Source organism: Ancylobacter gelatini (assembly GCF_022601675.1).
GTDB classification, from domain to species: Bacteria; Pseudomonadota; Alphaproteobacteria; order Rhizobiales; family Xanthobacteraceae; genus Ancylobacter; species Ancylobacter gelatini.
The window spans coordinates 60,991-83,054 of sequence record NZ_JAKVIL010000003.1; the positions used below are offsets into that span (position 1 = coordinate 60,991).

General features: G+C 69.3%; 21 protein-coding genes. 3 read left to right on the top strand and 18 right to left on the bottom strand.

The genetic code is table 11. The annotated features are described in order from the left end of the window. Positions 1 to 20: 20 nt before the first annotated feature. Positions 21 to 713 (top strand): ribulose-phosphate 3-epimerase, encoded by a 693-nt coding sequence (gene rpe, locus MKI84_RS06455; protein ID WP_241617692.1) that lies wholly within the window; start codon positions 21 to 23, stop codon positions 711 to 713. Positions 714 to 719: 6 nt separating this feature from the next. On the opposite strand, the gene MKI84_RS06460 is transcribed toward rpe, so the two are convergent. From MKI84_RS06460 to MKI84_RS06505, 10 genes are all read right to left on the bottom strand, one after another. Next, complete coding sequence (locus MKI84_RS06460; RefSeq protein WP_241617695.1) at positions 720 to 908, bottom strand: hypothetical protein; 189 nt, start codon at positions 906 to 908, stop codon at positions 720 to 722. A 324-nt stretch (positions 909 to 1,232) separates the two neighbouring features. Next, a complete protein-coding gene (locus MKI84_RS06465; RefSeq protein ID WP_241617698.1) occupies positions 1,233 to 2,843 on the bottom strand; it encodes an MFS transporter in 1,611 nt (536 codons plus the stop codon). Further along, positions 2,836 to 3,273, bottom strand: coding sequence for a DoxX family protein (locus tag MKI84_RS06470; protein ID WP_241617699.1), 438 nt, complete (start codon positions 3,271 to 3,273; stop codon positions 2,836 to 2,838). Before MKI84_RS06470 ends, MKI84_RS06465 begins: the two co-directional genes overlap by 8 nt. 3 nt (positions 3,274 to 3,276) lie before the next feature. Then, positions 3,277 to 5,265: an amidohydrolase gene (locus tag MKI84_RS06475; protein WP_425353806.1), complete on the bottom strand. Its 1,989-nt coding sequence runs from the start codon at positions 5,263 to 5,265 to the stop codon at positions 3,277 to 3,279. Between the two features lie 10 nt (positions 5,266 to 5,275). After that, positions 5,276 to 5,548 (bottom strand): XapX domain-containing protein, encoded by a 273-nt coding sequence (locus MKI84_RS06480; protein ID WP_241617702.1) that lies wholly within the window; start codon positions 5,546 to 5,548, stop codon positions 5,276 to 5,278. 34 nt (positions 5,549 to 5,582) lie between these two features. After that, the gene (locus MKI84_RS06485; RefSeq protein WP_241617703.1) at positions 5,583 to 6,278 is read right to left on the bottom strand and encodes an alpha/beta fold hydrolase; all 696 of its coding nucleotides are present in this window, start codon (positions 6,276 to 6,278) and stop codon (positions 5,583 to 5,585) included. Positions 6,279 to 6,283: 5 nt separating this feature from the next. After that, complete coding sequence (locus tag MKI84_RS06490) at positions 6,284 to 6,940, bottom strand: hydrolase (protein ID WP_241617705.1); 657 nt, start codon at positions 6,938 to 6,940, stop codon at positions 6,284 to 6,286. Between the two features lie 82 nt (positions 6,941 to 7,022). After that, positions 7,023 to 7,418, bottom strand: coding sequence for a response regulator transcription factor (locus tag MKI84_RS06495; protein ID WP_241617707.1), 396 nt, complete (start codon positions 7,416 to 7,418; stop codon positions 7,023 to 7,025). Between the two features lie 102 nt (positions 7,419 to 7,520). Next, positions 7,521 to 8,156 (bottom strand): response regulator transcription factor, encoded by a 636-nt coding sequence (locus MKI84_RS06500; protein WP_241617709.1) that lies wholly within the window; start codon positions 8,154 to 8,156, stop codon positions 7,521 to 7,523. Next, positions 8,153 to 9,685 (bottom strand): ATP-binding protein, encoded by a 1,533-nt coding sequence (locus MKI84_RS06505; protein ID WP_241617711.1) that lies wholly within the window; start codon positions 9,683 to 9,685, stop codon positions 8,153 to 8,155. The genes MKI84_RS06500 and MKI84_RS06505 overlap by 4 nt, the downstream gene beginning before the upstream one ends. A 248-nt stretch (positions 9,686 to 9,933) precedes the next feature. Here MKI84_RS06505 and poxB point away from each other — a divergent pair, with 248 nt between their 5' ends. After that, positions 9,934 to 11,661 (top strand): ubiquinone-dependent pyruvate dehydrogenase, encoded by a 1,728-nt coding sequence (poxB, locus tag MKI84_RS06510; RefSeq protein ID WP_241617712.1) that lies wholly within the window; start codon positions 9,934 to 9,936, stop codon positions 11,659 to 11,661. Positions 11,662 to 11,799: 138 nt separating this feature from the next. Then, positions 11,800 to 12,819, top strand: a complete 1,020-nt coding sequence (locus tag MKI84_RS06515; protein WP_241617714.1) for a GGDEF domain-containing protein — start codon at positions 11,800 to 11,802, stop codon at positions 12,817 to 12,819. A 16-nt stretch (positions 12,820 to 12,835) separates the two neighbouring features. On the opposite strand, the gene MKI84_RS06520 is transcribed toward MKI84_RS06515, so the two are convergent. Genes MKI84_RS06520 through MKI84_RS06555 form a run of 8 tightly spaced genes read right to left on the bottom strand, consistent with a single transcriptional unit; the run spans position 12,836 to position 21,893 of the window. Next, positions 12,836 to 13,600, bottom strand: a complete 765-nt coding sequence (locus MKI84_RS06520; protein WP_241617716.1) for a sulfite exporter TauE/SafE family protein — start codon at positions 13,598 to 13,600, stop codon at positions 12,836 to 12,838. Between the two features lie 9 nt (positions 13,601 to 13,609). After that, complete coding sequence (locus tag MKI84_RS06525) at positions 13,610 to 14,929, bottom strand: amidase (protein WP_241617718.1); 1,320 nt, start codon at positions 14,927 to 14,929, stop codon at positions 13,610 to 13,612. An 11-nt stretch (positions 14,930 to 14,940) separates the two neighbouring features. Then, positions 14,941 to 16,251: an amidase gene (locus tag MKI84_RS06530; RefSeq protein ID WP_241617720.1), complete on the bottom strand. Its 1,311-nt coding sequence runs from the start codon at positions 16,249 to 16,251 to the stop codon at positions 14,941 to 14,943. A gap of 28 nt (positions 16,252 to 16,279) precedes the next feature. After that, the gene (locus tag MKI84_RS06535; RefSeq protein WP_241617722.1) at positions 16,280 to 17,311 is read right to left on the bottom strand and encodes an ABC transporter ATP-binding protein; all 1,032 of its coding nucleotides are present in this window, start codon (positions 17,309 to 17,311) and stop codon (positions 16,280 to 16,282) included. After that, positions 17,308 to 18,402, bottom strand: a complete 1,095-nt coding sequence (locus tag MKI84_RS06540; protein WP_241617723.1) for an ABC transporter ATP-binding protein — start codon at positions 18,400 to 18,402, stop codon at positions 17,308 to 17,310. Before MKI84_RS06540 ends, MKI84_RS06535 begins: the two co-directional genes overlap by 4 nt. After that, positions 18,399 to 19,298, bottom strand: a complete 900-nt coding sequence (locus MKI84_RS06545) for an ABC transporter permease (protein WP_425353807.1) — start codon at positions 19,296 to 19,298, stop codon at positions 18,399 to 18,401. Before MKI84_RS06545 ends, MKI84_RS06540 begins: the two co-directional genes overlap by 4 nt. Further along, positions 19,298 to 20,251 carry an ABC transporter permease gene (locus tag MKI84_RS06550; protein ID WP_241617724.1) on the bottom strand — a complete coding sequence of 318 codons (954 nt, stop codon included), beginning with the start codon at positions 20,249 to 20,251 and terminating at the stop codon, positions 19,298 to 19,300. Before MKI84_RS06550 ends, MKI84_RS06545 begins: the two co-directional genes overlap by 1 nt. 37 nt (positions 20,252 to 20,288) lie before the next feature. After that, positions 20,289 to 21,893, bottom strand: coding sequence for an ABC transporter substrate-binding protein (locus MKI84_RS06555; protein ID WP_241617726.1), 1,605 nt, complete (start codon positions 21,891 to 21,893; stop codon positions 20,289 to 20,291). Positions 21,894 to 22,064 lie beyond the last annotated feature (171 nt).

Genomic DNA, 22,064 nt, shown 5'->3' on the forward strand with positions numbered 1-22,064 from the left:
CACCGTGACAGGAGACCGCCATGACCACCCCCCTCATCGCCCCGTCCATGCTGGCTTCCGACTTCGCGCGCCTCGGCGAGGAGGTGCGCGACGTCGTGGCAGCGGGCGCGGACTGGATCCATCTCGACGTGATGGACGGGCATTTCGTGCCGAACATCACCTTCGGCCCCGATGTCATCAAGGCGATGCGCCCGCACACCGACAAGGTGTTCGACGTGCATCTGATGATCTCGCCGGTGGAGCCCTATCTCGAGGCCTTCGCCAAGGCGGGGGCCGACATCATCACCGTGCAGGCCGAGGCGACGGACCATCTCGACCGTTGTCTTCAGGTCATTCGCGGGCTCGGCTGCAAGGCGGGTGTGGCGCTGAACCCGGCGACGCCGGAAAGCGCGGTGGCCTATGTGCTCGACAAGGTGGACCTGATCCTCGCCATGACCGTCAATCCCGGCTTTGGCGGGCAGGCCTTCATTCCCGACGTGCTGCCCAAGGTGGAGCGCCTGCGCGCCATGATCGGTGCGCGGCCGATCCATCTGGAGATCGACGGCGGGGTCAATCCGCAGACCGGCGCGCGCTGCGTCGCGGCGGGGGCGGACGTGCTGGTGGCGGGCTCCGCCGTCTTCAAGACACAGGCCTTGGGCGGCATCGAGGGCTATCGCGCCAATATCGCGGCGATCCGCGCCGGGCAGGCGCCGGCGCGGGCCGACGCAGCCTGACGGCGTTCAAGCTGCGAGGTGGAGCGTGCCGGGCCGACGCGCGGCGCGCTGCAGGCGGCGCTGCTCGCGCGCCAGCGTGCGCGCGACGTCGTCGAGATCGAGCCGGTCGCGCTTCAGCACCAGCGCGACCAGCGGATCGGCGAGAATCTCGGCGAGCCGCGGTTCTCCGGCGGCATGGGAATCGAAAGCGGTCATGTCGGATTATCCCGGTCGCCGGCGGCGCGCGAGGCGCATCGATCCGGCAGGGCTGCATGGCAAAAGCGAAGGACGGCGGGGCGCCGTCAGCAGCAGGGACAACACATCGGTTTAAGTCGCGTGGCGGTCATGTCAGCCTCCTCAAAGGCATGGTTCGAACGACCCGACCACGACGACCGTGGCGCTTTAGCAATTGATGACGCGGTGCAAGCTGCCGGGCTCAAATCCCGCGACCGGCGAAGCCACGCGGGCTCCCGACCGATGAAGCGATCCTGCCGGAGGGCCCGGCGATTGTCAACTGATTTAGTAGATTATTAGAATGGTTCACAACAGCGGCGTCTGGCGGCCGTGGGTGGCGAGCAGGTGGCGCACCACAGGGCCGGTGTCGTGGCGGTGGAAGGCGCGGACCTCCTGCTGAACATCGGCATCGGCATGGGAGACGCGGCGGTGCTGGCGCAGATGCTCGGCCCAGCTTTCCACCATGAACCATTCCACCAGGATTTCCGGGTCGGCCGCATCCTCGGTCACGCCCCAATTATAGGCGCCATCGCGGCGCCGGGCGTGGGAGAGCCGGTTCAGCACCCTGAGGAAGGCCGGGTGATCCTCGCGCGCGACGTGGTACTCGACGAGAATCAGCACCGGGCCGCGATCGCCCGCCACCGGCTCGGCGAGCAGCGGCTCGGGCCAGTGATTGGAGGGGGTGAGATCGGCTTCGCCCGTCGGCAGGCGGACGCGATGGGCGACCAGCCCGGCGACAACGAGGCCGGCGGCGGCGGTCAGCAGCGTCGGGGCGAGGCCGATCTCCTGCGCGATGAAGCCCCAGCCCAGCGAACCGCCGGCCATCGCGCCGTTGAACACGGTGAGATAGACCGCGAGCGCGCGCCCGCGCACCCAATTGGGCAGGATCGCCTGCGCGGTGGCGTTGAGCGTGGTCAGTGCCACGATCCACGCCCCGCCCATGGCGAGCAGGATCGCGATGGCGAGCCATTGCGGCGGCGCCAGCGCCAGCGCGGCGGCGGCGAGGGCGGTGAGGATGGCGCTTGCCAGCATCAGCCCGTCGGCATCGAGCACCGAGCGCAGCTTGGGCAGCGCCAGCGCGCCGAGGATGGCCCCGGCGCCGACCGAGCCGAGCAGCAGGCCGTAGAAGGCGGCGTCGCCCTTGAGCAGTTCGCGCGTCACCAGCGGCAGCAGCGCCCAGACCGCGCTGGCGAAGGCGAAGAACACCGCCGCGCGCAGCAGCACGACATGCAGCTCGCGGCTGGAGCGGGCATAGCGCAGCCCGGCGCGGAAGGCGCCCGAGAAGCGCTCGGAGAGTTCATCTTGCGCGGTCGGCGGGCGCTTCCACCAGATGAGCGCGGCGATCACGATGATGTAGCTCGCGACATCCGCGCCATAGGTCAGCGCGGCGCCGAAGGCGGCGAGCAGCACGCCGCCGACTGCCGGGCCGATGGAGCGGGCGATGTTGATGCCGAGCGAGTTGAGCGCCACCGCACTCTTGAGCTCGCCGCGCGGCACCAGCTCGGGCACGATGGACTGCCAGGTCGGCCCCATCAGCGCCGCGCCGATGCCGCCCACGAAGGTCAGCGCGATCAGGGCGGTCACGGTCATCAGCCCGCTATGGGCGAGGATCAGCAAGGTCAGGCTGACGGAGCCGAGCAGGAACTGGATGGCGATGAGGAATTTCCGCCGGTCGAGAATGTCGGACAGCACGCCGGCCGGGATCGCCAGCAGGAAGATCGGCAGCATGCCGGCGGCCTGCACCGCGGCGACGGCGGCGGGGGAGGCGGAGAGGTCGGTGACCAGCCACGCGCTGGCGACATCGCGCATGAAGCTGCCGGTATTGCCGAGCACGGTGGCCGCCCACAGCACGGCGAAGACCGGGCGCCTCAAGGGCGCGAAGCCGCCGGAGGACTGTGCGTTGGGGGCGTCAGTCATGGCGGGCTCCGTGTCGGTGATGCAGAAGGTCGTCGCGGCCAACCAGTATGAAGGCGCCGGCAAGGCCGAGATGCTCGAAGAAGGAATTGGCCATGAAGAACCGCGCCTCGCCCGGCGGCAATTCCCAGAAGCGGTTCGCCAGCACGGTGGCGAGCAAAGTGAAGCCGGCCAGCGCCAGCGCCCCGAGCCAGCGCCCGCGTCCGGTCAGGATCATCAGCGGCGCGACGAGTTCGAGCGCGATCACCGCCAGCGCGAAGGGCAAAGCCGGGGCGAGGCCGAAATGCGCCATTTCCGCCAGCGCGCCGTCGAAATCGAACGCCTTGACCAGCGCGCCCTGGAGATAGGCTCCGCACAAAGCGAGCCGGGCGAGGAACAGCACCGGCGCGGGCGCGAGCACCCGGCGGGCGAGGCTTTCGAGGGCGCGGACCACGGCTCAGATCGCCCAGCAGGCGCAGCCGAGCGCGCCCCAGAAGGACCGCTCGTCCGACACCGGCACGCTGGACCCCCACGCCCCGGCATGGGCATGGCCATGGACATTGCAGGCGCTGGCGCAGCCGCACAGCGAGGCGAAGGCGTATTTCGTGGTCTTGCCGGCCTGCGCGCGCTCCTGATAGCCGCCGAAGCGGCGCACCGGCGACCAGTCCGGCATGGCGGGCGGCAGCTCCGGGGCGAGGTTCGAGAAATCGCCCGCGCCATGGACCGGCACGCCGCCGAGCAGGGTCAGCGCGGCGGTGATGTCCTGGATCTCGTCGTCCGGCACGGCGAAATAGTCGGCCTCCAGCACCACCATGTCGGCGAGCTGGCCGGGCGCGATCTGCCCCTTCTTGCCGGGCTCGCTGGAGAACCAGGTGTTGGCCTCGGTCCATAGCCGCAGCGCGGTCTCGCGGTCGAGCCGGTTTGAGGCGGGGTAGAGCGACATTCCGCCCAGCGTCCGCCCGGTGACCAGCCACGACAGAGACACCCACGGATTATAGGAGGCGACGCGGGTGGCATCGGTGCCGGCGCCGACCGGGACGCCCATGTCCAGCATGCGGCGGATCGGCGGGGAGCGCTCGGCGGCGCGGGCGCCGTAGCGCTCGGTGAAATACTCGCCCTGAAACGCCATGCGGTGCTGCACGGCGATGCCCCCGCCCAGCGCGGCGATGCGCTCGATGTTGCGGTCGGTGATGGTCTCGGCATGGTCGAAGAACCAGTTGAGCCCCTGAAGCGGGACATCGCGGTTCACCTTCTCGAACACGTCGAGCGCGCGGGAGATGGTCTCGTTATAGGTGGCGTGCAGCCGCCACGGCCAGCGCTTCTCGGCCAGCAGGCGGACCACGGGTTCGAGGTCGCCTTCCATGGAGGGCGGCATATCGGGGCGCTCGACGCGGAAATCCTCGAAATCGGCGGCGGAATAGACCAGCATCTCGCCGGCGCCGTTCAGTCGGAAGCTGTCGTCGCCCTGGCCGGGCGTCACCGTCCCGGTCCAGCGCGCGAAATCGGCCAGTTCTTCCTTGGGCTTCTGGGTGAACAGGTTGTAGGCGATGCGCACGGTGAGCTGGCCCTCGCGGTGCAACTCCTCGATGATCGCGTAGTCGTCCGGGTAGTTCTGGAAGCCGCCGCCGGCATCGATCACGCTGGTGACGCCGAGCCGGTTCACCTCGCGCATGAAATGGCGGGTGGAGTTCTTCTGGTACTCCGGCGGCAGCTTCGGGCCCTTGGCCAGCGTCGCGTAGAGGATGGTGGCGTTGGGCTTGGCGAGCAGCAGGCCGGTCGGGTTGCCGGCGCTGTCGCGGATGATCTCGCCGCCCGGCGGGTTCGGCGTGTCGCGGGTGTAGCCGACCGCGCGCAGCGCGGCGCCGTTGAGCAAGGCGCGATCATAGAGGTGGAGGATGAACACCGGGGTGTCGGGGGCGACCCTGTTGATCTCCTCCAGCGTCGGCAGGCGCTTTTCCGCGAACTGGTGCTCGGTGAAGCCGCCGACCACGCGCACCCATTGCGGGGCGGGGGTGTTGTCGACCTGGCTTTTGAGCATCTCCAGCGCCTGGCCGAGCGAGCGCACGCCGTCCCAGCGCAGTTCCATATTGTAGTTCAGCCCGCCGCGGATGATGTGCATGTGGCTGTCGATCAGGCCGGGGATCACCCGCCGGCCGCCGGCATCGATGCGCTGCGTTTCCGGCCCGGCGAGCGGCATGATCTCGGCCTCGCTGCCGGCCTGCACGATGCGGCCGTCCTTGACCGCCACCGCCTGCGCGGCCGGGTTGGAGCGGTCGAGCGTGGTGATGCGGGCGTTGAACAGGATGAGGTCGGGGGTGTCGACGGCGTTCTGGGTCATCGCGTTCTGGGTCATGGTCTGTGCCCTCAGCAGCGGGGAGGCGAGGCCGGTTGCAAGGGCGACCGTGCCGGCGGCGGCGTGGGTCATCAGTTCGCGGCGGTTGGGCATCGCGGATTCCTCATGAACCGGAGGGCGGATCGGCCGGCCCGGCGCTCTGCCGGCCGGGAAGCTGGCCGAGCACATGGTCCGAGCAATCGGCGAGGCCGATGGCGGTGCGCAGCCCGTCGCCGTTGAGAAGATGCCGCGCGACCGGCACCACCTGTTCGCCGATGAGAATGCCGAACAGCCCCACCAGCGCGACCACCGGCGGGGCCGGCGAGCGCACATTGATGAGGCTGTAGACGATGCCCACCAGAAGGCCGGCGCCGAGCGAGGCGAGATAGAGCTTCACCGGCAGATCCTCCCTTGTCGGGCCAAGCGGCCGCTCATGCGGTGACGGTCGCGGCGGCCTCGCGGATGACGGCGGCCACGGCGTCGGGGTGGGAGACCAGCGACATGTGGCTGGCGTCTAGTTCCGTGGTGCGGGCGTCGAGGCGCTGCGCCAGCTCGCGCTGGAGCTCGACGCTGACCGCGCGGTCCTGCGTGGAGACGACGAACCAGCTCGGGCGGTCCTTCCACGCGGCCTGGCTCACCTTGTCCGAGAAGGTCGCGAGGCCGAGCGGGGGCTGGAGAGCGGCGAGCAGGCGCGCTTCCGCCTCGGGCAGGTCCTGCGCGACATTGGCGATCCAGCTCTCGACGCTCATCTTGAGATGGCCGGTGCCGTCGTCATGCACGCCCGACAGGCCGGGCGGCGGGGCGTGGGCGCCGACCTGATCGCCGGTCGACTGGCCGGCATCCGGGGCGAAGGCGGCGACATAGACCAGCGCCTTCACCTTGGGATCGTTGCCGGCTTCGGTGATGACGGTGCCGCCCCAGCTATGGCCGGCGAGCACCACCGGCCCCTCGATCGCAGCGAGGGCGAGGCGGGTGGCGGCGACATCGTCGGCGAGCGAGGTGGTCGGGTTCTGCACGGCGACCACGTTGAGCCCGTCGGCCTGAAGCCGGCGGATGACGTGGCGCCAGCTCGACCCGTCGGCCCAGGCGCCATGGACGAGAACGATGGTGACGGAGGCAGCGGCCATGATGCTCAGTGCCCGCCTTCGGAGGCGCCGAACATGGTCTTGGCGTAGATGATGCCGAGCCCGTAGGCGCCGCCATACTTCTTCGCGACCCCGGTGGTGAACTCGTAGGTCTCGCCGCGCGCCCAGTCGCGCTGAAGCTCCAGCAGATATTGCAGCGAGGTCATCGGCACCGCGCCGGCCTGGATCATGCGCTCCATGGCGCGCTCATGGGCCTCGTCGGAAACGTCGCCGCAGGCATCGGCGATGACATAGACCTCGAAGCCCTGCTCGATGGCCGAGATCGCCGGGCCGACGATGCACACGCCGGTCCACAGGCCGGCGAGCACGATGCGCGGCTTGCCGATGCGGTTGACCTCCTCGATGACCGCGGCGTCTTCCCAGGTGTTCATCGAGGTGCGGTCGAGCAGCTTCTGGCCCGGAAACGCCTCGGTGATTTCGCTGAACATCGGGCCGGAGAAGCTTTTCTCCGCCACCGTGGTCAGGATGGTCGGCACCTTGAAGCCGGCGGCGGCGTGCGAGATCAGCGCCGCGTTGTTGCGCAGGTTGACCGCGTCGATCGACTTGGTGGCAAACGACATCTGCGACTGGAAGTCGATCAGGATCAGCATGTGGTTGGTCGGGTCGATGAGCCCCTTGCCGGGGACGGGGGTCGCGGTCGCCATGGGAGATCCTCTCAGGTCATCGGTGGGGATTTGTAGGAACCGGCGCCGGTTCGGAACAATTGTGCGGGAGGTTGAGCGGGCCCTACCCTCGGGATATGTCGCCCAACACCGCGCGCAGGCAGGCGAGCAGCGCCTCGGGCTCGACCGGCTTTTCGAGGAAGCCGCGCACGCCGGCGGCCAGCGCGCCCGCGCGGGTCGCCTCGTCCGGATAGGCGGTGATCAGGATGGTGGGCAGGTGACGCCCCTGTGCGCGCAGGCGGTGATGAAGCGCGAGCCCGCTCAGGCCCGGCAAGCGAAGATCGGCGATCAGGCAGGCGGCCTCGCGGGCGGTGCGGGAGGCGAGGAAGCTCGCGGCGTCCCGGTAGCCGCGCGGCTCGAAGCCGAAGGCGCCGATCAGGCTGGCCAGCGCCTCGCGCGCAGAGGCGTCGTCTTCCACGATCGCGACGAGGCGCGGGCTGGCTTTCTGGCGCGTCGTCATGGGATGGGTTCCGTCCGGCAGCGCGCGGTTGCGGTATCCCGGCGCGCGATCAGGATCGGGCGAAGGCCGGGATAGCGGCAATTGTACCGGAGTGTCGGTTGGCTAGGCCCGGGTATGATCCCGTGCGTGGTCCGCCGCCAGCCGGTCGGCGAAACGCACCAGATCGACCAGCGAACGCGCCTGCAGCTTCTGCATGATCTGCGCGCGGTGCACCTTCACCGTGACCTCGCTGAGCTGGAGGTTGACGGCGATCTGCTTGTTCATCAGCCCGCTGGCCACCAGCGGCAGGATTTCGCGCTCGCGCGGCGTCATGGCGGCATAGCGCTCCCGCAGCTCGGCCATCTGCCGGGCCTCGGCGCGCCGGGCGCGGTCGCGCTCGATGCCGTTATGCACGGCGTCCAGCAGGTCCTGGTCGCGATAGGGCTTCAGCAGGAACTCGATGGCGCCGGCCTTCATCGCCGAGACCGACATCGGCACATCGCCATGGCCGGTGATGAAGACCACGGGGAGGTGAATGCCGGAGCGCACCAGTTCGCGCTGGAATTCGAGGCCGCTGCTGCCGCGCAGGCGTACGTCCAGCACCAGGCAGGCCGGCAGGTCCGGCCGCCGCGCCGCGAGGAAGGCGGTGCCGGATTCGAAGGTCAGAACCTTGTGGCCCTCGGAGCTGAGCAGGCTTTCCAGCGAGGCGAGGATCGAGGGGTCGTCATCGACCACGAAAACGGCGGACGGTTCATTCATGGTTCCTGCTCCGCAGTGTCGCGCGGCAGGATGGCCGCTGGCAGCGAGAAATGGAAGACCGCGCCGCGCGGCTGGTTCGCCGTTGCCCAGATTCGTCCGCCATGAGCCTCGATGACGGAACGGCAGAACATCAGCCCCATCCCCATGCCGCCCGGCTTGGTGGAGACGAACGGGTCGAACAGGCGCTCGGCCATGCCCGGCGCGATGCCGGTGCCGCTGTCGGCGACGCGGGCGTGCAACTCGCCATAGGCGCCGAAGCCGGTGCGGATGACCAGGAGGCGCTGGCGGTCATGGGCGGATTTGATGGCGTCGATGCCGTTCTCGATCAGGTTGCACAGTACCTGATGGAGCTGCACGGCATTGCCGATGATCGGCGGCAGCGCGTCCGCCAGCTCCAGCTCGATCGCGATGCCCTCGAAGCGGGCCTCCGTCCCGGCGATCGTCACCGCCTCGCGCACCAGTGCGTTGAGGTCGACCTCGGCACGTTCCTGCGCGCCCTTCATGAACATGGTGCGGATGCCGGCCACCACCTTGTTGGAGCGGTGGCCGTCGGCGACGATGCGGTGCAGCGCGTCCTCCACCCGGTCGAGCCGGGGCTCGCTGCGCGCGAGCCAGCGCAGCGCGGCGTCGGCATTGGTGATCATGCTGGCGAGCGGCTGGTTGATCTCATGGGCGATCGACGCCGAGAGCGCCTCCATGGCGGTGAGCCGGTTCTGCCGCGCCCGCCGCTCCGCCGCGATGGTCGCCGAAAGCCGGGCATAGACCCCGGTGGTCTCGAACAGCAGAACCGCGAGCACGATGCTGGCGGCGGTGAGCCCATAGAGCCGGCCGGCCCACCAGCCGATGCTGAGCCGGATCCCGCCGCCCAGGAACGAGATCAGCATCAGCTCGATCACCAGCGAGAACAGGACGAGGCTCACCCAGATGTCCAGCGGCGAGCGCCGGCGCACCAGCAGCACCGCGATGCCGGCCACGTACAGCGCCATGCCGGTGTAGGACACTAGCAGCCAGATGTCGTTGATGTGGCGCTCATCGCGCATGAAGGCGGGCAGGCGGTCCTGATGGGTGAGGATGAAGCCGACGGCGAGCGCGGCGCCCGCGCTGACCAGCAGCACGGTCTTGAACACCGCGACGCCGGTAAAGCGGCCGGCCGCGCTGGTGCCGGAGGCGAAGGCATAGCCGAGCACGAACAGGGGAAAGCCGAGCCGCCGCAGCGCCGCGACGGCGGCCGTGGTCTGGGCGCCGAAATCGATGCCCAGCGCCGTGAACACGCCGGGAAAGGACAGCGCCCAGACCGGCACCATCAGCGCGGAGAACAGATAGCCGGCGGCCAGGATCAGCAGGGCGCGCGAACGCTGCACGTTGTAGAGCGCGAACAGCAGCGCGGCGGTCATGATTTCCAGCACGCCGGTCGCCGCGGCATAGGCCGGCAGCAGCGCCTCGGTCCGGCCGGTGGCCTCGCGGGCGAACGGCATGGTCAGCAGCAGCGCCGCCACCAGCCCGGCCGCGACGATGTAATGCCGGCGCATCGCGCGGACGGGTCTCGCCGATCGTTCGTCCCTGGCCGACACGGCACCACCATCGCAAAGCTTGCGGAAGAGAGGGGGCCCGAGCGGCCGCCCTGTCGCGAGACTAATCGCGCGCCGGGATCAAGCCAACGCTACCGGCGGCCAATTGCCGGCCGGGTGCGTTCCTGAAATTCTGCGCGCCGCGGCTGGTCGATAATGCGGTTCATCCGGCAGATGCCGGCCACCCGCAGCTTCAGGAGTGCACTGCCATGGCCAAGAACATTGCCGACCTCATGGTCGAGACCCTGCACCAGGCCGGCGTCGCGCGCATTTACGGCGTGGTCGGCGACAGCCTCAACGCGCTGACCGAGGCGATCCGCGCGACCGGGCAATTGCGCTGGGTGCATGTACGGCACGAGGAGGCCGCCGCCTTCGCCGCCGCTGGCGAGGCGCAGATTACCGGAAAGCTGGCGGTCTGCGCGGGCTCCTGCGGGCCGGGCAACCTGCACCTGATCAACGGCCTGTTCGACGCGCAGCGCTCGCGCACGCCGGTGCTGGCCATCGCCGCGCAGATTCCCGCCGCGGAAATCGGCGGCGGCTATTTCCAGGAGACCCATCCGCAGAACCTGTTCCAGGAATGCAGCGTCTATTGCGAGATGGTCTCCAGCCCCGAGCAGATGCCCTATGTGCTGGAAAATGCCATTCGAGCCGCCGTCGGTAAGCGCGGGGTGGCGGTGGTGGTGCTCCCGGGCGACGTCGCGCTGGAAGCCGCGCCGGAGCGCGCGACCTCGCCCGCCCTGCTGCCGCCCGTGCCGGTGGTGGTGCCGGCCGAGGCCGAACTCGACGCGCTGGCGGCGCTGCTGGCGGATTCCGGCAGCATCACCCTGTTCTGCGGGCGCGGCTGCGCCGGGGCCCATGCCGAGGTGCTCGCGCTGGCGGAACGGCTGAAGAGCCCCATCGTCCATGCGCTCGGCGGCAAGGAGCATGTCGAATACGACAACCCCTACGATGTCGGGCTCACCGGCTTCATCGGCTTCTCGTCCGGCTATGAGGCGATGCATTCCTGCGACCTGCTGCTGATGCTCGGCACGGATTTTCCCTACAAACAGTTCCTGCCGACCGATGCGCGGATCGCGCAGGTCGACATCCGGCCGGAAAATCTGGGCCGGCGCTGCAAGCTCGATCTCGGCGTGGTCGGCGACGTGCGCGCCACAATCGCCGCGCTGCTGCCGAAAGTGGCGGCGAAGGAGGGCACGGCGCATCTCGACGACGCCCTCGCCAATTACGCGAAGGCCCGCAAGGGGCTCGACGACCTCGCGGTCGGCACGCCGGGGCGTCCGCCGATCCATCCGCAATATCTGGCGCGCCTCGTCAGCGAGGCGGCGAGCGAGGACGCCGCCTTCACCTTCGATGTCGGCACGCCGACCATCTGGGCCGCGCGCTACCTGAAGATGAACGGCAAGCGGCGCCTCGTCGGCTCGCTGGTCCACGGCTCCATGGCCAATGCCCTGCCGCAGGCGATCGGCATCCAGGCGGCGCAGCCGGGGCGGCAGGTGGTGTCGCTCTCCGGCGATGGCGGCTTCACCATGCTGATGGGCGACCTGATCACGCTCACCCAGGAAAAGCTGCCGGTGAAGGTGGTGATCTTCAACAACGGCACGCTCGGCTTCGTGGCGCTGGAGATGAAGGCGGCGGGCTTCGTCGAACTGGGCACCCGGCTCGACAATCCCGACTTCGCCGCCATGGCGCGCGCGATGGGGATCCACGGCGTGCGGGTCGAGGACCCCGGCGACCTGCCACGCGCGGTGGCCGACATCCTCGCCCATGACGGGCCGGCGGTGCTGGACGTGGTGACCGCCCGGCAGGAGCTTTCCATGCCGCCAACCATCGGCCTCGAACAGGCCAAGGGCTTCGGCCTGTGGGCGCTGCGCGCGGTGATGAGCGGGTGCGGCAGCGAGGTGCTGGAGCTCGCCAAGACCAACATCCTGCCGCGCTGAGCGCGGCCGGGTGCGGTTCCCGCGTGCCGAGGGGGCGGTTTATAATTCGAAATTACTGCTATAACGGTTCCATTGGCCGGCGAACCTGTCTTGCGGGGGCGCCGGGTTCCTGTTCGACCGTTCCAGCCGAGCGCCATGATGGCCGATGCCGACATACTCTATGCCGCCGTGCTCCAGCACATGCAGGGCGGCGTGCTGGCCATCGGCATGGATGGCCGCGTGCAGGCGTTCAACCCGGCGGCCGAGCGGCTGCTGGGCCGCCCGGCCGAGCGGATGCAGGGCGAGGTGTTCGCCTCGCTGTTCTTCGACAACCCGGCCAATGACGGCTTCACCCAGACCGTGCTGAACGCGATCTATGACGCGGCGGACCCGCACCACCAGGACGTGCAGTATCATCGCGCCGACGGGCCGGTCTGGCTGAACGTGACCACCTCGGTGCTGTGGACCGCGGACGGGCCGGGCGAGGCGTCGCGCAAGGCGGGGGTGGTGGTGCTGTTCGTCGACATCACCGAGCGCAAGGCGGCGGAGGCGGCGCTGCGCCAGGTCAATGATGATCTGGAGCGGCGGGTGGACGAGCGCACGCGCGACCTCGCCGCCACCAATTACGCGCTCAAGCTGGAGATCGCCGAGCGCGTGCGCGCGCAGGAGCGGCTCGCCCATCTCGCCGACCATGACGCCCTGACAGGCCTGCCCAATCGCCGGCTGTTCGAGCAGCGGCTCGGCGAGATCATCCGCGCGGGCGAGCCCTTCGCCCTGCTGTATCTCGACCTCGACGGCTTCAAGCCGGTGAACGACACCCATGGCCACCAGATGGGCGACTGGCTGCTCCGGAGCGTGTCCCGGCGCCTCTCGCTCTGCGTGCGCGAGGGCGACACGCTGGCCCGTCTGGGCGGCGACGAGTTCGCGGTGCTGCTCCGCTCCAGCACCGCGGAGGACGGCGTGCTGTCAGTGGTGCATCGGGTGATCGAGCGCGTCTCCGAGCCCTATCACGCCGAGACCGACATTGTGCTGAGCATCGGCGTCAGCGTCGGCTACGCGCTGCATCCCCAGCCGGGCGTCGGGCTGCGCGAGCTGCTTCAGGCAGCGGACGCGGCGATGTACGAGGCCAAGCGTGCGGGACGCGGCACCTGGCGCAAGGCGGCGTGCCCGGCCTTCTGACCGGGGCGCCGGAGCCTCAGGCCGGGGCGAGACCGCTCCAGATGAACGAAAGGCCGCTGCCGACCACCAGCACCTCGACCAGCGCGGTGTGCATCTTCACATGCATCTTGTCGATCAGCCAGCGCGCGCCATAGGCGCCCGGCACCATGCACAGCCCGATCAGCAGTCCGGCGAGGAACAGCTCGGTGTTGATCAGGTCGAGCCGGCCGAACATGGCGATCTTCACTACATTGACCACCGTGCCGATCAGCGCGTCGGTGCCGACCACCGCGCCACGCACCAGGCCGAGCCCGAGCAGCAGCGGCATCAGCACCACGCCGCCGCCCGGCAGCGCCCCCGAGATCAGCCCGAACAGGCCGGAGACGCCGACCACCGCGCCGGGGGTCGGGGTGACGGCGCGGCGGGCCATGTAGCGGCGCAGCGGGATCGAGGCCAGCAGGAAGCCGCCGATCAGCACCGCCAGTTCCGATTGCGGCAGGTAGCTGTAGATCAGCGTTCCCATCACCACGCAGGGCAGCGCCGGGATCATGATCCTGAGCACGATCCGGCGATCGATCTGGTGGCGATAGACCCAGACCCGCGACAGGTTGCCGAGCGTCATCGCGATCGACATGACCGGCACCACCGCCTTCACGCCCACCACCGGCATCAGGAACGGGGTGACGATCAGCCCCGCGCCGAAGCTGCTGATGCCGCCGATGATGGAGCCGGCGAAGGCGATGAAGCCCAGCAGCACGAACTGCGCCGGGCCGACCGCGCCGAAGCTAGACAGCATGTCCATGGGAACCGGTCACCCTTGCCCGAGAAGGCCTTCGACCGCTGCCGCGATGGCGAACAGCCGTTCGTCCTCGAAGCGGCGGCCGACGAGCTGGATGCCGAGCGGCAGGCCGGCCGGGCCCGTGCCGAAGGGCAGCGTCACGCAGGGCGTGTATAGCAGCGTCCAGAGCGAATTGAAGCGGGCGTCGCCGGTGCGCGCGAGGCCCTGCGGCGCCTCGCCGGCGGCCGCCGGGGTGAGGACGATGTCGACCTCGTCCAGGGCGGCCTCGATCCAGATCCGCATCGCCTCGGCCCGGCGCTGGGAGGCGATGTAGTCCTCGACGCTGCAACGCTCGCCATCGCGCACGCGGCCCTCATAGAAGTCCCGGCTGAGCTGGTCGAGGAACAGGCGCTTCTCGTGGCCGAAGCTGCGCGCCGCCTCGAAATTGGCGATGCGGCGGTGGTCGTCCTGCCAGCCGGCGAACAGCGCGTCCGGCAGTTCCAGATCGACCATCTCGGCCCCCGCATCGGCCAGAAGCCGGGCGGCGGTCTCGATCGCCGCGCGGGTGCAGGGCTCGGCCTGCTCCCACTCGGCGGTGCGGCACAGCGCGACGCGCAGCGTGAGCGGGCTCGGCGCGGCCGGCTCGTGGGGGATGCCGACCAGGACGGCGCGCAGCAATTCGACATCGGCGACCGAGCGTCCGCACAGGCCCACCGTGTCCAGCGTGCCGGAATGCGGCTTGACCCCGACCCGGCTGATCTCGCCGAAGCTCGGCTTGTAGCCGACGATGCCGCAGAAGGCGGAAGGGCGGATGATCGAGCCGCTGGTCTGGGTGCCGATGCCGAGCGGGACCTGGCGGTCCGCGACCGCCGCCGCCGAGCCCTGCGAGGAACCGCCCGGCGTGTGCGCGCGATTATGCGGGTTCATGGTCGGGCCGGGATGGCGGTTGGCGAATTCGGTGGTCACCGTCTTGCCGAGGATCAGCCCGCCGGCCTTGCGGATCATCGCCGCGCAGGCGGAATCGGCGACGGGCACGTAGTCGGGATAGATCGGCGAATTGAACCGGGTGGGCATGCCCGCGACATTGATGATGTCCTTGAGGCCGACCGGCACGCCGTGGAGCGGGCCCTTGGGCGGCACGGCATCGGCGGCGCGGGCGTCGGCGAGCGCCTGCTCGGGGTCGAGATGCGCCCAGGCGCGGACCTCGCCGTCGCGCTCGGCGATGCGGGCGAGGCAACTCTCGACCAGTTCCCGCGAGGAGAGCGCGCCTTCGGCGATGGCGGCGGCGGCTTCAGTGGCGCCAAGATCGCAGGGCTCGCTCGCGATGGCGGCGGCCGTCTGACGGATGTTCATGATCGTCCCCTTCAATTCGCGGCGAGGATGCGGTCGGCCCAGGCCGACAGGGTGAGGTGACGGTCGTCCTCATGGCGCGGGCCAACGAGGGTGATGCCGACCGGAAGGCCGTTCGGCCCTGTAAAGCGCGGCAGGGTTACCGCGGGCATGTACATGTGGGTCCAGATGTAATTGAAGGTCGCGTTGCCGGTGGAGGCGAGTCCGGGCGGCGCCTCGCCGGCCGCGCTCGGGGTGAGCAGGGCGTCGATGCCGCGCTCCGCCAGCGTGGCATCGATCCAGCGGCGGGCGCGCTGGCCGAGCCGCAGCGCCTCGCGGAAATCGGCGAGGCTGGAGGCGTTGCCGACATCGACGCGCTCGCGCCGGAAATCGGCGCTGACGAGGTCCGGAAAGCGCGACAGCTCGTCGGCATAATTGCGCACGCTCTCGAAGCCGCAGACGATGCGGTGCGCGCGGTCCAGCCCGTCGAACATCGACGGCAGCTCGAAATCGATGATCTCGGCGCCGGCGGCCTCCAAGGTGTGGGCCGCGGCCTCGATCGCCGCGCGGGTCTCGGGCAGGGTCAGCTCCCAGTGCGGGGTGCGGCACAGGCCGATGCGCGGGGCCGACACCGCGTCGGGCGTCACCGGCACATAGGCAAGCTGCGCGGCGGCGGCCTTGAACAGAGCGAGGTCGTCGACGCAGCGGGCCATGAGGCCGACCGTGTCGAACTGCTCGGTATTGGTGCGCACGCCGGCATTCTGGAACAGCTGGAAGCTCGGCTTGTAGCCATAGGCGCCGCAATAGGCGGCCGGCCGGAGCACCGAGCCGCCGGTCTGGGTGCCGATGGCGAGCGGCACATGGAAATCGGCCACTGCCGCCGCCGAGCCGGAGGAGGAGCCCCCCGGCGTGTGCGCGCCATTATGCGGATTGCGGGTCTTGCCGGCGTGGCGATTGGCGAATTCCGTGGTCACGGTCTTGCCGAGCGCGATGGCGCCCTGCGCCCGCGACAGGGCGACGGTGGAACTGTCCCAGGGCGGGCGGTGGCCGCTATAAATCGGCGAGCCATAGGCGGATGGCTGATCGAATGTGTCGAGGATGTCCTTCACGCCGAAGGGCAGGCCATGCAGCAGCCCGGCGGAGGGGCCGGCATCGAGCTGGCGGGCCCGCGCCAGCGCGCCGGCGGCGTCGACATGCTCCCACGCCTCGACCTCGGGCTCGCGCGCCTCGATCCGCTCCAGGCAGGCCGAAACCAGCCGCTCGGCGGTGAGCGAGCCATCGGCAATGCGCCGGCGCGCTTCCAGCGCGCCGAGGCGCGTGATGTCGTCCCGCAGATGAAGGTTCATGTCGTTTTTCCTTGAGGGACCCGGTCGTTCAGTCCGGCCGGCTGGCGGAGAGTGAGCCCGCATGGAGGCAGGCGACGTCGTGACCGGGCGCCATGTCGCGGCGCGCGGGTTCGGTGCGCAGGCAGTCGTCGGCGCGCGAGATGCAGCGCGGGGCGAAGCTGCAGCCGGGCGGCAGCCGGCTGACATCGGGCGGCGAGCCGGTGAGCTCGCCCAGCCGGCGGTCGCGATAGCTGCCCTGCACCACGCAATTGGTCAGCGCGCGGGTGTAGGGGTGCGCCGGGTTCAGCAGCACCTGCCCGGCATCGCCATGCTCGACGATGCGGCCGGCATACATGACCGCCACCTCGTCGGCGATCTCGGCGGCGACGCCGAGGTCATGGGTCACGAACACCATGGCGGTGCCGCGCTCCTTCTGGATCTCGCGCAGCAGCAGAAGCACCTGGATCTGCACCGTGGCGTCGAGCGCGGTGGTCGGCTCGTCCGCGAGCAGCAGTTCCGGCTCGCAGCTCATCGCCATCGCGATCATGGCGCGCTGGCGCAGGCCGCCGGACAGTTCGTTGGGATAGGCCTGGAGCCGGCGCTCGGCGGAGGGAATCTGCACGAGGTCGAACAATTCGCGCGCCTTCGCCATGGCCTCGCGCCACGAGACGCCGCGATGCTGCACGATGGTCTCGGCGATCTGGTGCCCGATGCGGAACACCGGATCGAGCGCGGTCATCGGCTCCTGGAAGATGAAGCCGACGCGCCCGCCGCGCATGCGCAGCAGCTCCGCGCTGGTCAGGCTGGTGACGTCCTGCCCGCCAACGCGGACGCGGCCCTCGACCTTCGCGCCTTCCTCGCGCAGCAGGCCGACGATGGCGCGCAGCGTCACGCTCTTGCCGGAGCCGGATTCGCCCAGCAGCACGAGGCAGCGCCCCGGATCGAGCGACAATTCGACCCCGCGCACCACCTGCGTCCACCCGGCGCCGCCGCGATAGGCGACGGCGAGGCCGGAAATGTCGAGGATCGGTGCCGACGCGCCCGCGCGCGCCGAGGCGGACAGCGGATCATGGATGTTCATTGCACGCTCCCCAGGACGCTTGCCGGCACGCGCGGCGAAAGGGAATGGCCGCTGCCCGGCAGCGCCGCCCAGCAGGCGGCGCGATGGCCGGTGCCCCCGACGTCCATCGCGGCGAGCGGCGGGCGGGACGCAGCGCAGACGCTCTCGGCGATCGGGCAGCGGGTGCGGAAGCGGCAGCCGCTCGGCGGGTTCACCGGGTCCGGCGGATCGCCGGTGAGCGGGGGCGCGCTCACCCGCTTGCGCGGATCGGGCGAGGGCTTGGAGGCGAACAGCGCGCGGGTATAGGGGTGGCGCGGCGCGGCGAAGATGTCGGCGGAACTGGCTTCCTCGACGATCTGGCCGAGATACATCACCACCACCCGGTCGGCGATGTAGCGCACCACGTTGAGGTCGTGGGAGATGAACAGGTAGCTCAGGCCGAGCTGGTCGCGCAGGTCCACCAGCAGGTTCAGCACCTGCGCCTCGACCGACTTGTCGAGCGCGGAGACCGGCTCGTCGAGGATCAGGAGGCGCGGGCGGATCGCCAGCGCGCGGGCGATGTTCACGCGCTGGCGCTGGCCGCCGGACAGCTGGATCGGGTAGCGCTCGGCAAAGCGTGCCGGCGGCAGGCCGACCGCGCCCAGCAGGTCTCTGGCATAGGCGCGGGCCTTCTCGGTGGACACGCCATGGGCGCGGGGGCCGAAGGCGAGCGTCTCGGTCAGCGTCATGCGCGGGTTGAGCGAGGAGGCGCTGTCCTGGAACACCATCTGGATGGCGCGGCGGCGCTCGCCGTCGATGCGCGCGCGGGGCGTCCAGAAGCTCTCGCCGTCGAAGATGATCTCGCCGTCATCGGCCGGGGTGATGCCGGCGATCAGCCGGGCCGCCGTCGACTTGCCGCAGCCGGATTCCCCGACGATGCCGACCGTCTCGCCCTTGCCGACCGTGAGCGACAGGTCGTCCACCGCGTGAACCACGGTGCGCCCGCCAAACAGGCCGTCGGACAGGCGGAACTCCTTGCGCAGGCCGGAGGCGATCAGCAGCGGCTGCTGCGGGCCGCCATGGTCCTCGATCAGGGGCAGCGGCGCCTGCATGCGGGAAAAATCGACGGTCATCGCCGCACCTCCATGGCGCGGCGCACGCCGTCGCTGACGAGGTTGAAACACACCGAGCAGATGAAGATCATCGCGCCGGGCAGGGCTGCCACCCACGGATTCACATAGATCGACTGACGCAGCGCCGAGAGCATCAGCCCCCAATCCGGGTTGGGCGGGGCGACGCCGAGGCCGAGGAAGGACAGGCCCGAGGCGGCGATGATCGAGACGCTGACCTGGCTCGACGCGAAGACCAGGATCGGGCCGGCGACGTTGCTGAGCACATGCTCGCGCATGATCCGCGCCGTCGAGGCGCCGGAAAGCCGGGCGGCGATCACGAATTCATAGGAGCGCACCTGGGTGGTCACGCTCTCCGCCATGCGCGCGATCGGCGGGATGAAGACCATCGAGAGCGCGAGCACCGCGTTCATCAGCCCCGGCCCCAGCGCGCCGGCGATGGCGACCGCCAGCAGGATGGAGGGAAAGGCATAGAACACGTCCATGGCGCGCATGATCGCCATGTTGGTGCGCCCGCCGGCATAGCCGGCGAGGATGCCGAGCAAGCCGCCGACGAACAGGCCGACCGCCACCGGCAGCACCGCCATGGAGAGCGAGATGCGCCCGCCATAGATCAGCCGGCTGAGCAGGTCGCGGCCGAGCTCGTCGCCGCCGAGCCAGCGGTCCGGCGTGCCGATCTCGGCGAGGCGGCGCGCGACGCGGGTCTGGAACGGATCGGCGGGCGCGACATAATTCGCGAAGATCGCCGCGAGGATGATGACCAGCAGGATGCCGGCCGCCGTCATCGCCACCGGCTGGCGCATGAAGCGCCCCAGCACGACGCGGCTGTAGCTGTGGTGCTTCATCTCGGGGATGATCGCGGTCTCCGCATCGGCGGTTTCGCCAAAGGTCCCGTGCATCACGTCCTCCGGATGCGGGGATCGGTCGCGCTCTGCACGAGGTCGACCACCAGATTGAGGAACACGAAGAACATGGAGAGCACGAGCATCGTGCCCTGCAGCAGCGGCAGGTCGCGCTGGAAGATCGCCGAGGCCAGCAGGAAGCCGGTGCCCGGCCAGGCGAACACGGTTTCCACCAGCACGGAGCCGCCCAGCATGTTGCCGAGCTGGAGCCCCATCACCGCGAGCGCGGTCGGCAGGGCGTTGCGGATGACGTGCCACAGCACGCTCTGGCGCCGCAGGCCCTTGGCGCGCAGCGTGGTGATGAAGTCCTGATCCAGCACGTCGACGACGCTGGCGCGCAGGGTGCGGGCGATCACCGCCATGGGGATGGCGGCGGTGGCGATGGTGGGCAGGATGAGGTGGCTGATATGCGCCCAGTCCGGTCGCCAGCCGCCGGAGCGATCCGGCCCGATGCCGAGCGGGGGCAGCCAGTTGAGATCCACCGCGAACACGATGACCAGCATGATCGCCAGCCAGTAATGCGGCACGCTCACGCCGGAGATGGTGATGAGGTTGACGATGTGGTCGACCGGGCGGTCGCGCCACAGGCCGGCGACGATACCGAGCAGGAAGCCGAGAATGCAGGCGACGAGGCCGGCACTGGTGGCGAGGATGAAGGTGTTGCCGACGGCACTCATCACTTCGGTGGCGACCGGGCGTCCGCTGCCGATGGAGGTGCCGAGATTGCCGACCGCCGCATTACCCAGCCAGATCGCGTACTGGACCAGGAAGGGCCGGTCGAGGCCGAACTCGCGTCGGGCCTCGTCGACCATTTCCTGCGTGGCTTCGTTGGGCAGCAGCGCGCTGATCGGATCCCCTGGTGCGATATGCACCAGGGAGAACACGATGAAGGTTACGCCGATCCCGATCGGAACCGCATAGAGAATGCGGCGGACGACATAGAGGAGCATCAGTCTTACCTTGGGAGCTTGGGCTCAGTAGGTGGGCTCAGGGCTCGATCGAGATGGGCGAGAAGTCGACGAACCAGCTCTGGGCATGGACGTGGCCCTTGATCTTGGGCGACAGGGCCCGCGAGCCGACATCGTGGACGATCCAGACCATATCGGCGCGGTCGACGAGGCGCTGATGGATCTTCGCGACCAGTTCGTCCTGCTTCTTGGGGTCGAACTCGTTGCGGATCTCCAGGGCGAGGCGCTCGATTTCCTCGTCGCGGATGCTGCCCCAGTTGGAGCCCTTCGGCGCGATTTCCTCGGGCGTCACGTAGCGCAGCACGGCGACATAGGGGTCGTTGGTGCTGTAGCTGTTGTTGAGGATGGTGATGCCCTTGTTCTCGTCCGCCTGGGCGCCGACGCGGCGGCGGCCGCGCAGGGCTTCCCACTCGAAGACTTCCAGCTCCATCTCGATGCCGACTTCGCGCAGGTTCTCCTGGATGAACTCGTTCATCAGCAGCGGGTACATCTGGCCGGAACCCGAGGTCGAGATCGCGGCCTTCACCTTGAGCGGCTTGTCGGGACCATAGCCGGCTTCCTTGAGCAGCTTGCGCGCCTCGTCGGGGTCGTACTTGACGTCGAATGTCGGCTTGCCGAACCACGGGCTCTGCGGCGAGACCATGCCCTTGGCGGGGACGGCGAGGCCGTTCAGCACCTTGACGAGACCGTCGCGGTCGATGGCGAGGTTGACGGCCTTGCGCACCCGGATGTCCGTGAAGGGAGAGCCGTCCAGTTCGCTCAGCGTGTAGGGCCAGACATGGGGGATGGCGTTGGTCGAGATCTTCATCCCGGCCGAGGTCAGCTTCTCCACCGTGTCGGGCGAGGGGCTTTCCGCCCAGTCGACGCGGCCCGACAGCAGGGCGGCGGTGCGCGCCGAGACTTCCGGGATCGGCAGCAGGACCAGACGGTCGAGCTTGGGCACGCGGTCCTTGTCCCAGTATTCCTTGTTCGGCAGCAGTTCGAGGCGCTGGCGCGGCACCAGTTCCTCGACCTTCCACGGGCCGGTGCCCGAGGGCGTGGCGCGGAACTTGTCCCAGTCGTTGCCGAGCTTGGCATACTGGGCCGGCGAGGCGATGAGGAAGCGCGGGAGCTGGTAGGGGAACAGCGAGTCTGGCGCCTTGGTGGTGAACTCCACCGTGTAATCGTCGATCTTCTTCCAGCTCTTGAGCGACGCCAGGTAGATCTTGAGCTGACGCTCGAACGAGGCGTCATAGGCCGGGTAGCTTTTGTTGAACGCGCGTTCGAGGTTGAAGATCACGGCATCGGCGTTGAAGTCCGATCCGTCGTGGAACTTCACGCCCTCGCGCAGCTTGACGATCCATTTGGTCGTGTCGTTCGGATCGACGTGCCATTCGGTGGCGAGCGCCGGGCGCAGGTCCGCCGAGGTGTCGGAGCGCGACAGATCATAGGAGATCAGCGGATCGTAGATGGTGAAGCCCGCGAAGCGGACGCCTTCGGTGCCCTGGTCCGGGGCGCCGTCGATCAGCGGAATATCCGCCAGCGTCATGGCGACGCGAAGCGTGCCCTGCGCAAGTGCCGGACTGGCCGCGAACGCGGCAACCATCAGCCCGGCCATCAATTTGGAACAGATACGAAGGTTCATCAGCCACTCCTGACGGCAAGTTCTATAGTGTTTAAAATCTAGTGTTTACGGAGTGGCGTCAATGTGAGCGGCGCCTGAATGCCAAGCAAACGGCGCGTAAAGTTTGAGCATTCGGAGCGCGGAAAGGCAGGCGGGGGCTGGATTTCGTACGGCGTCGCGCGCGGCGGACCC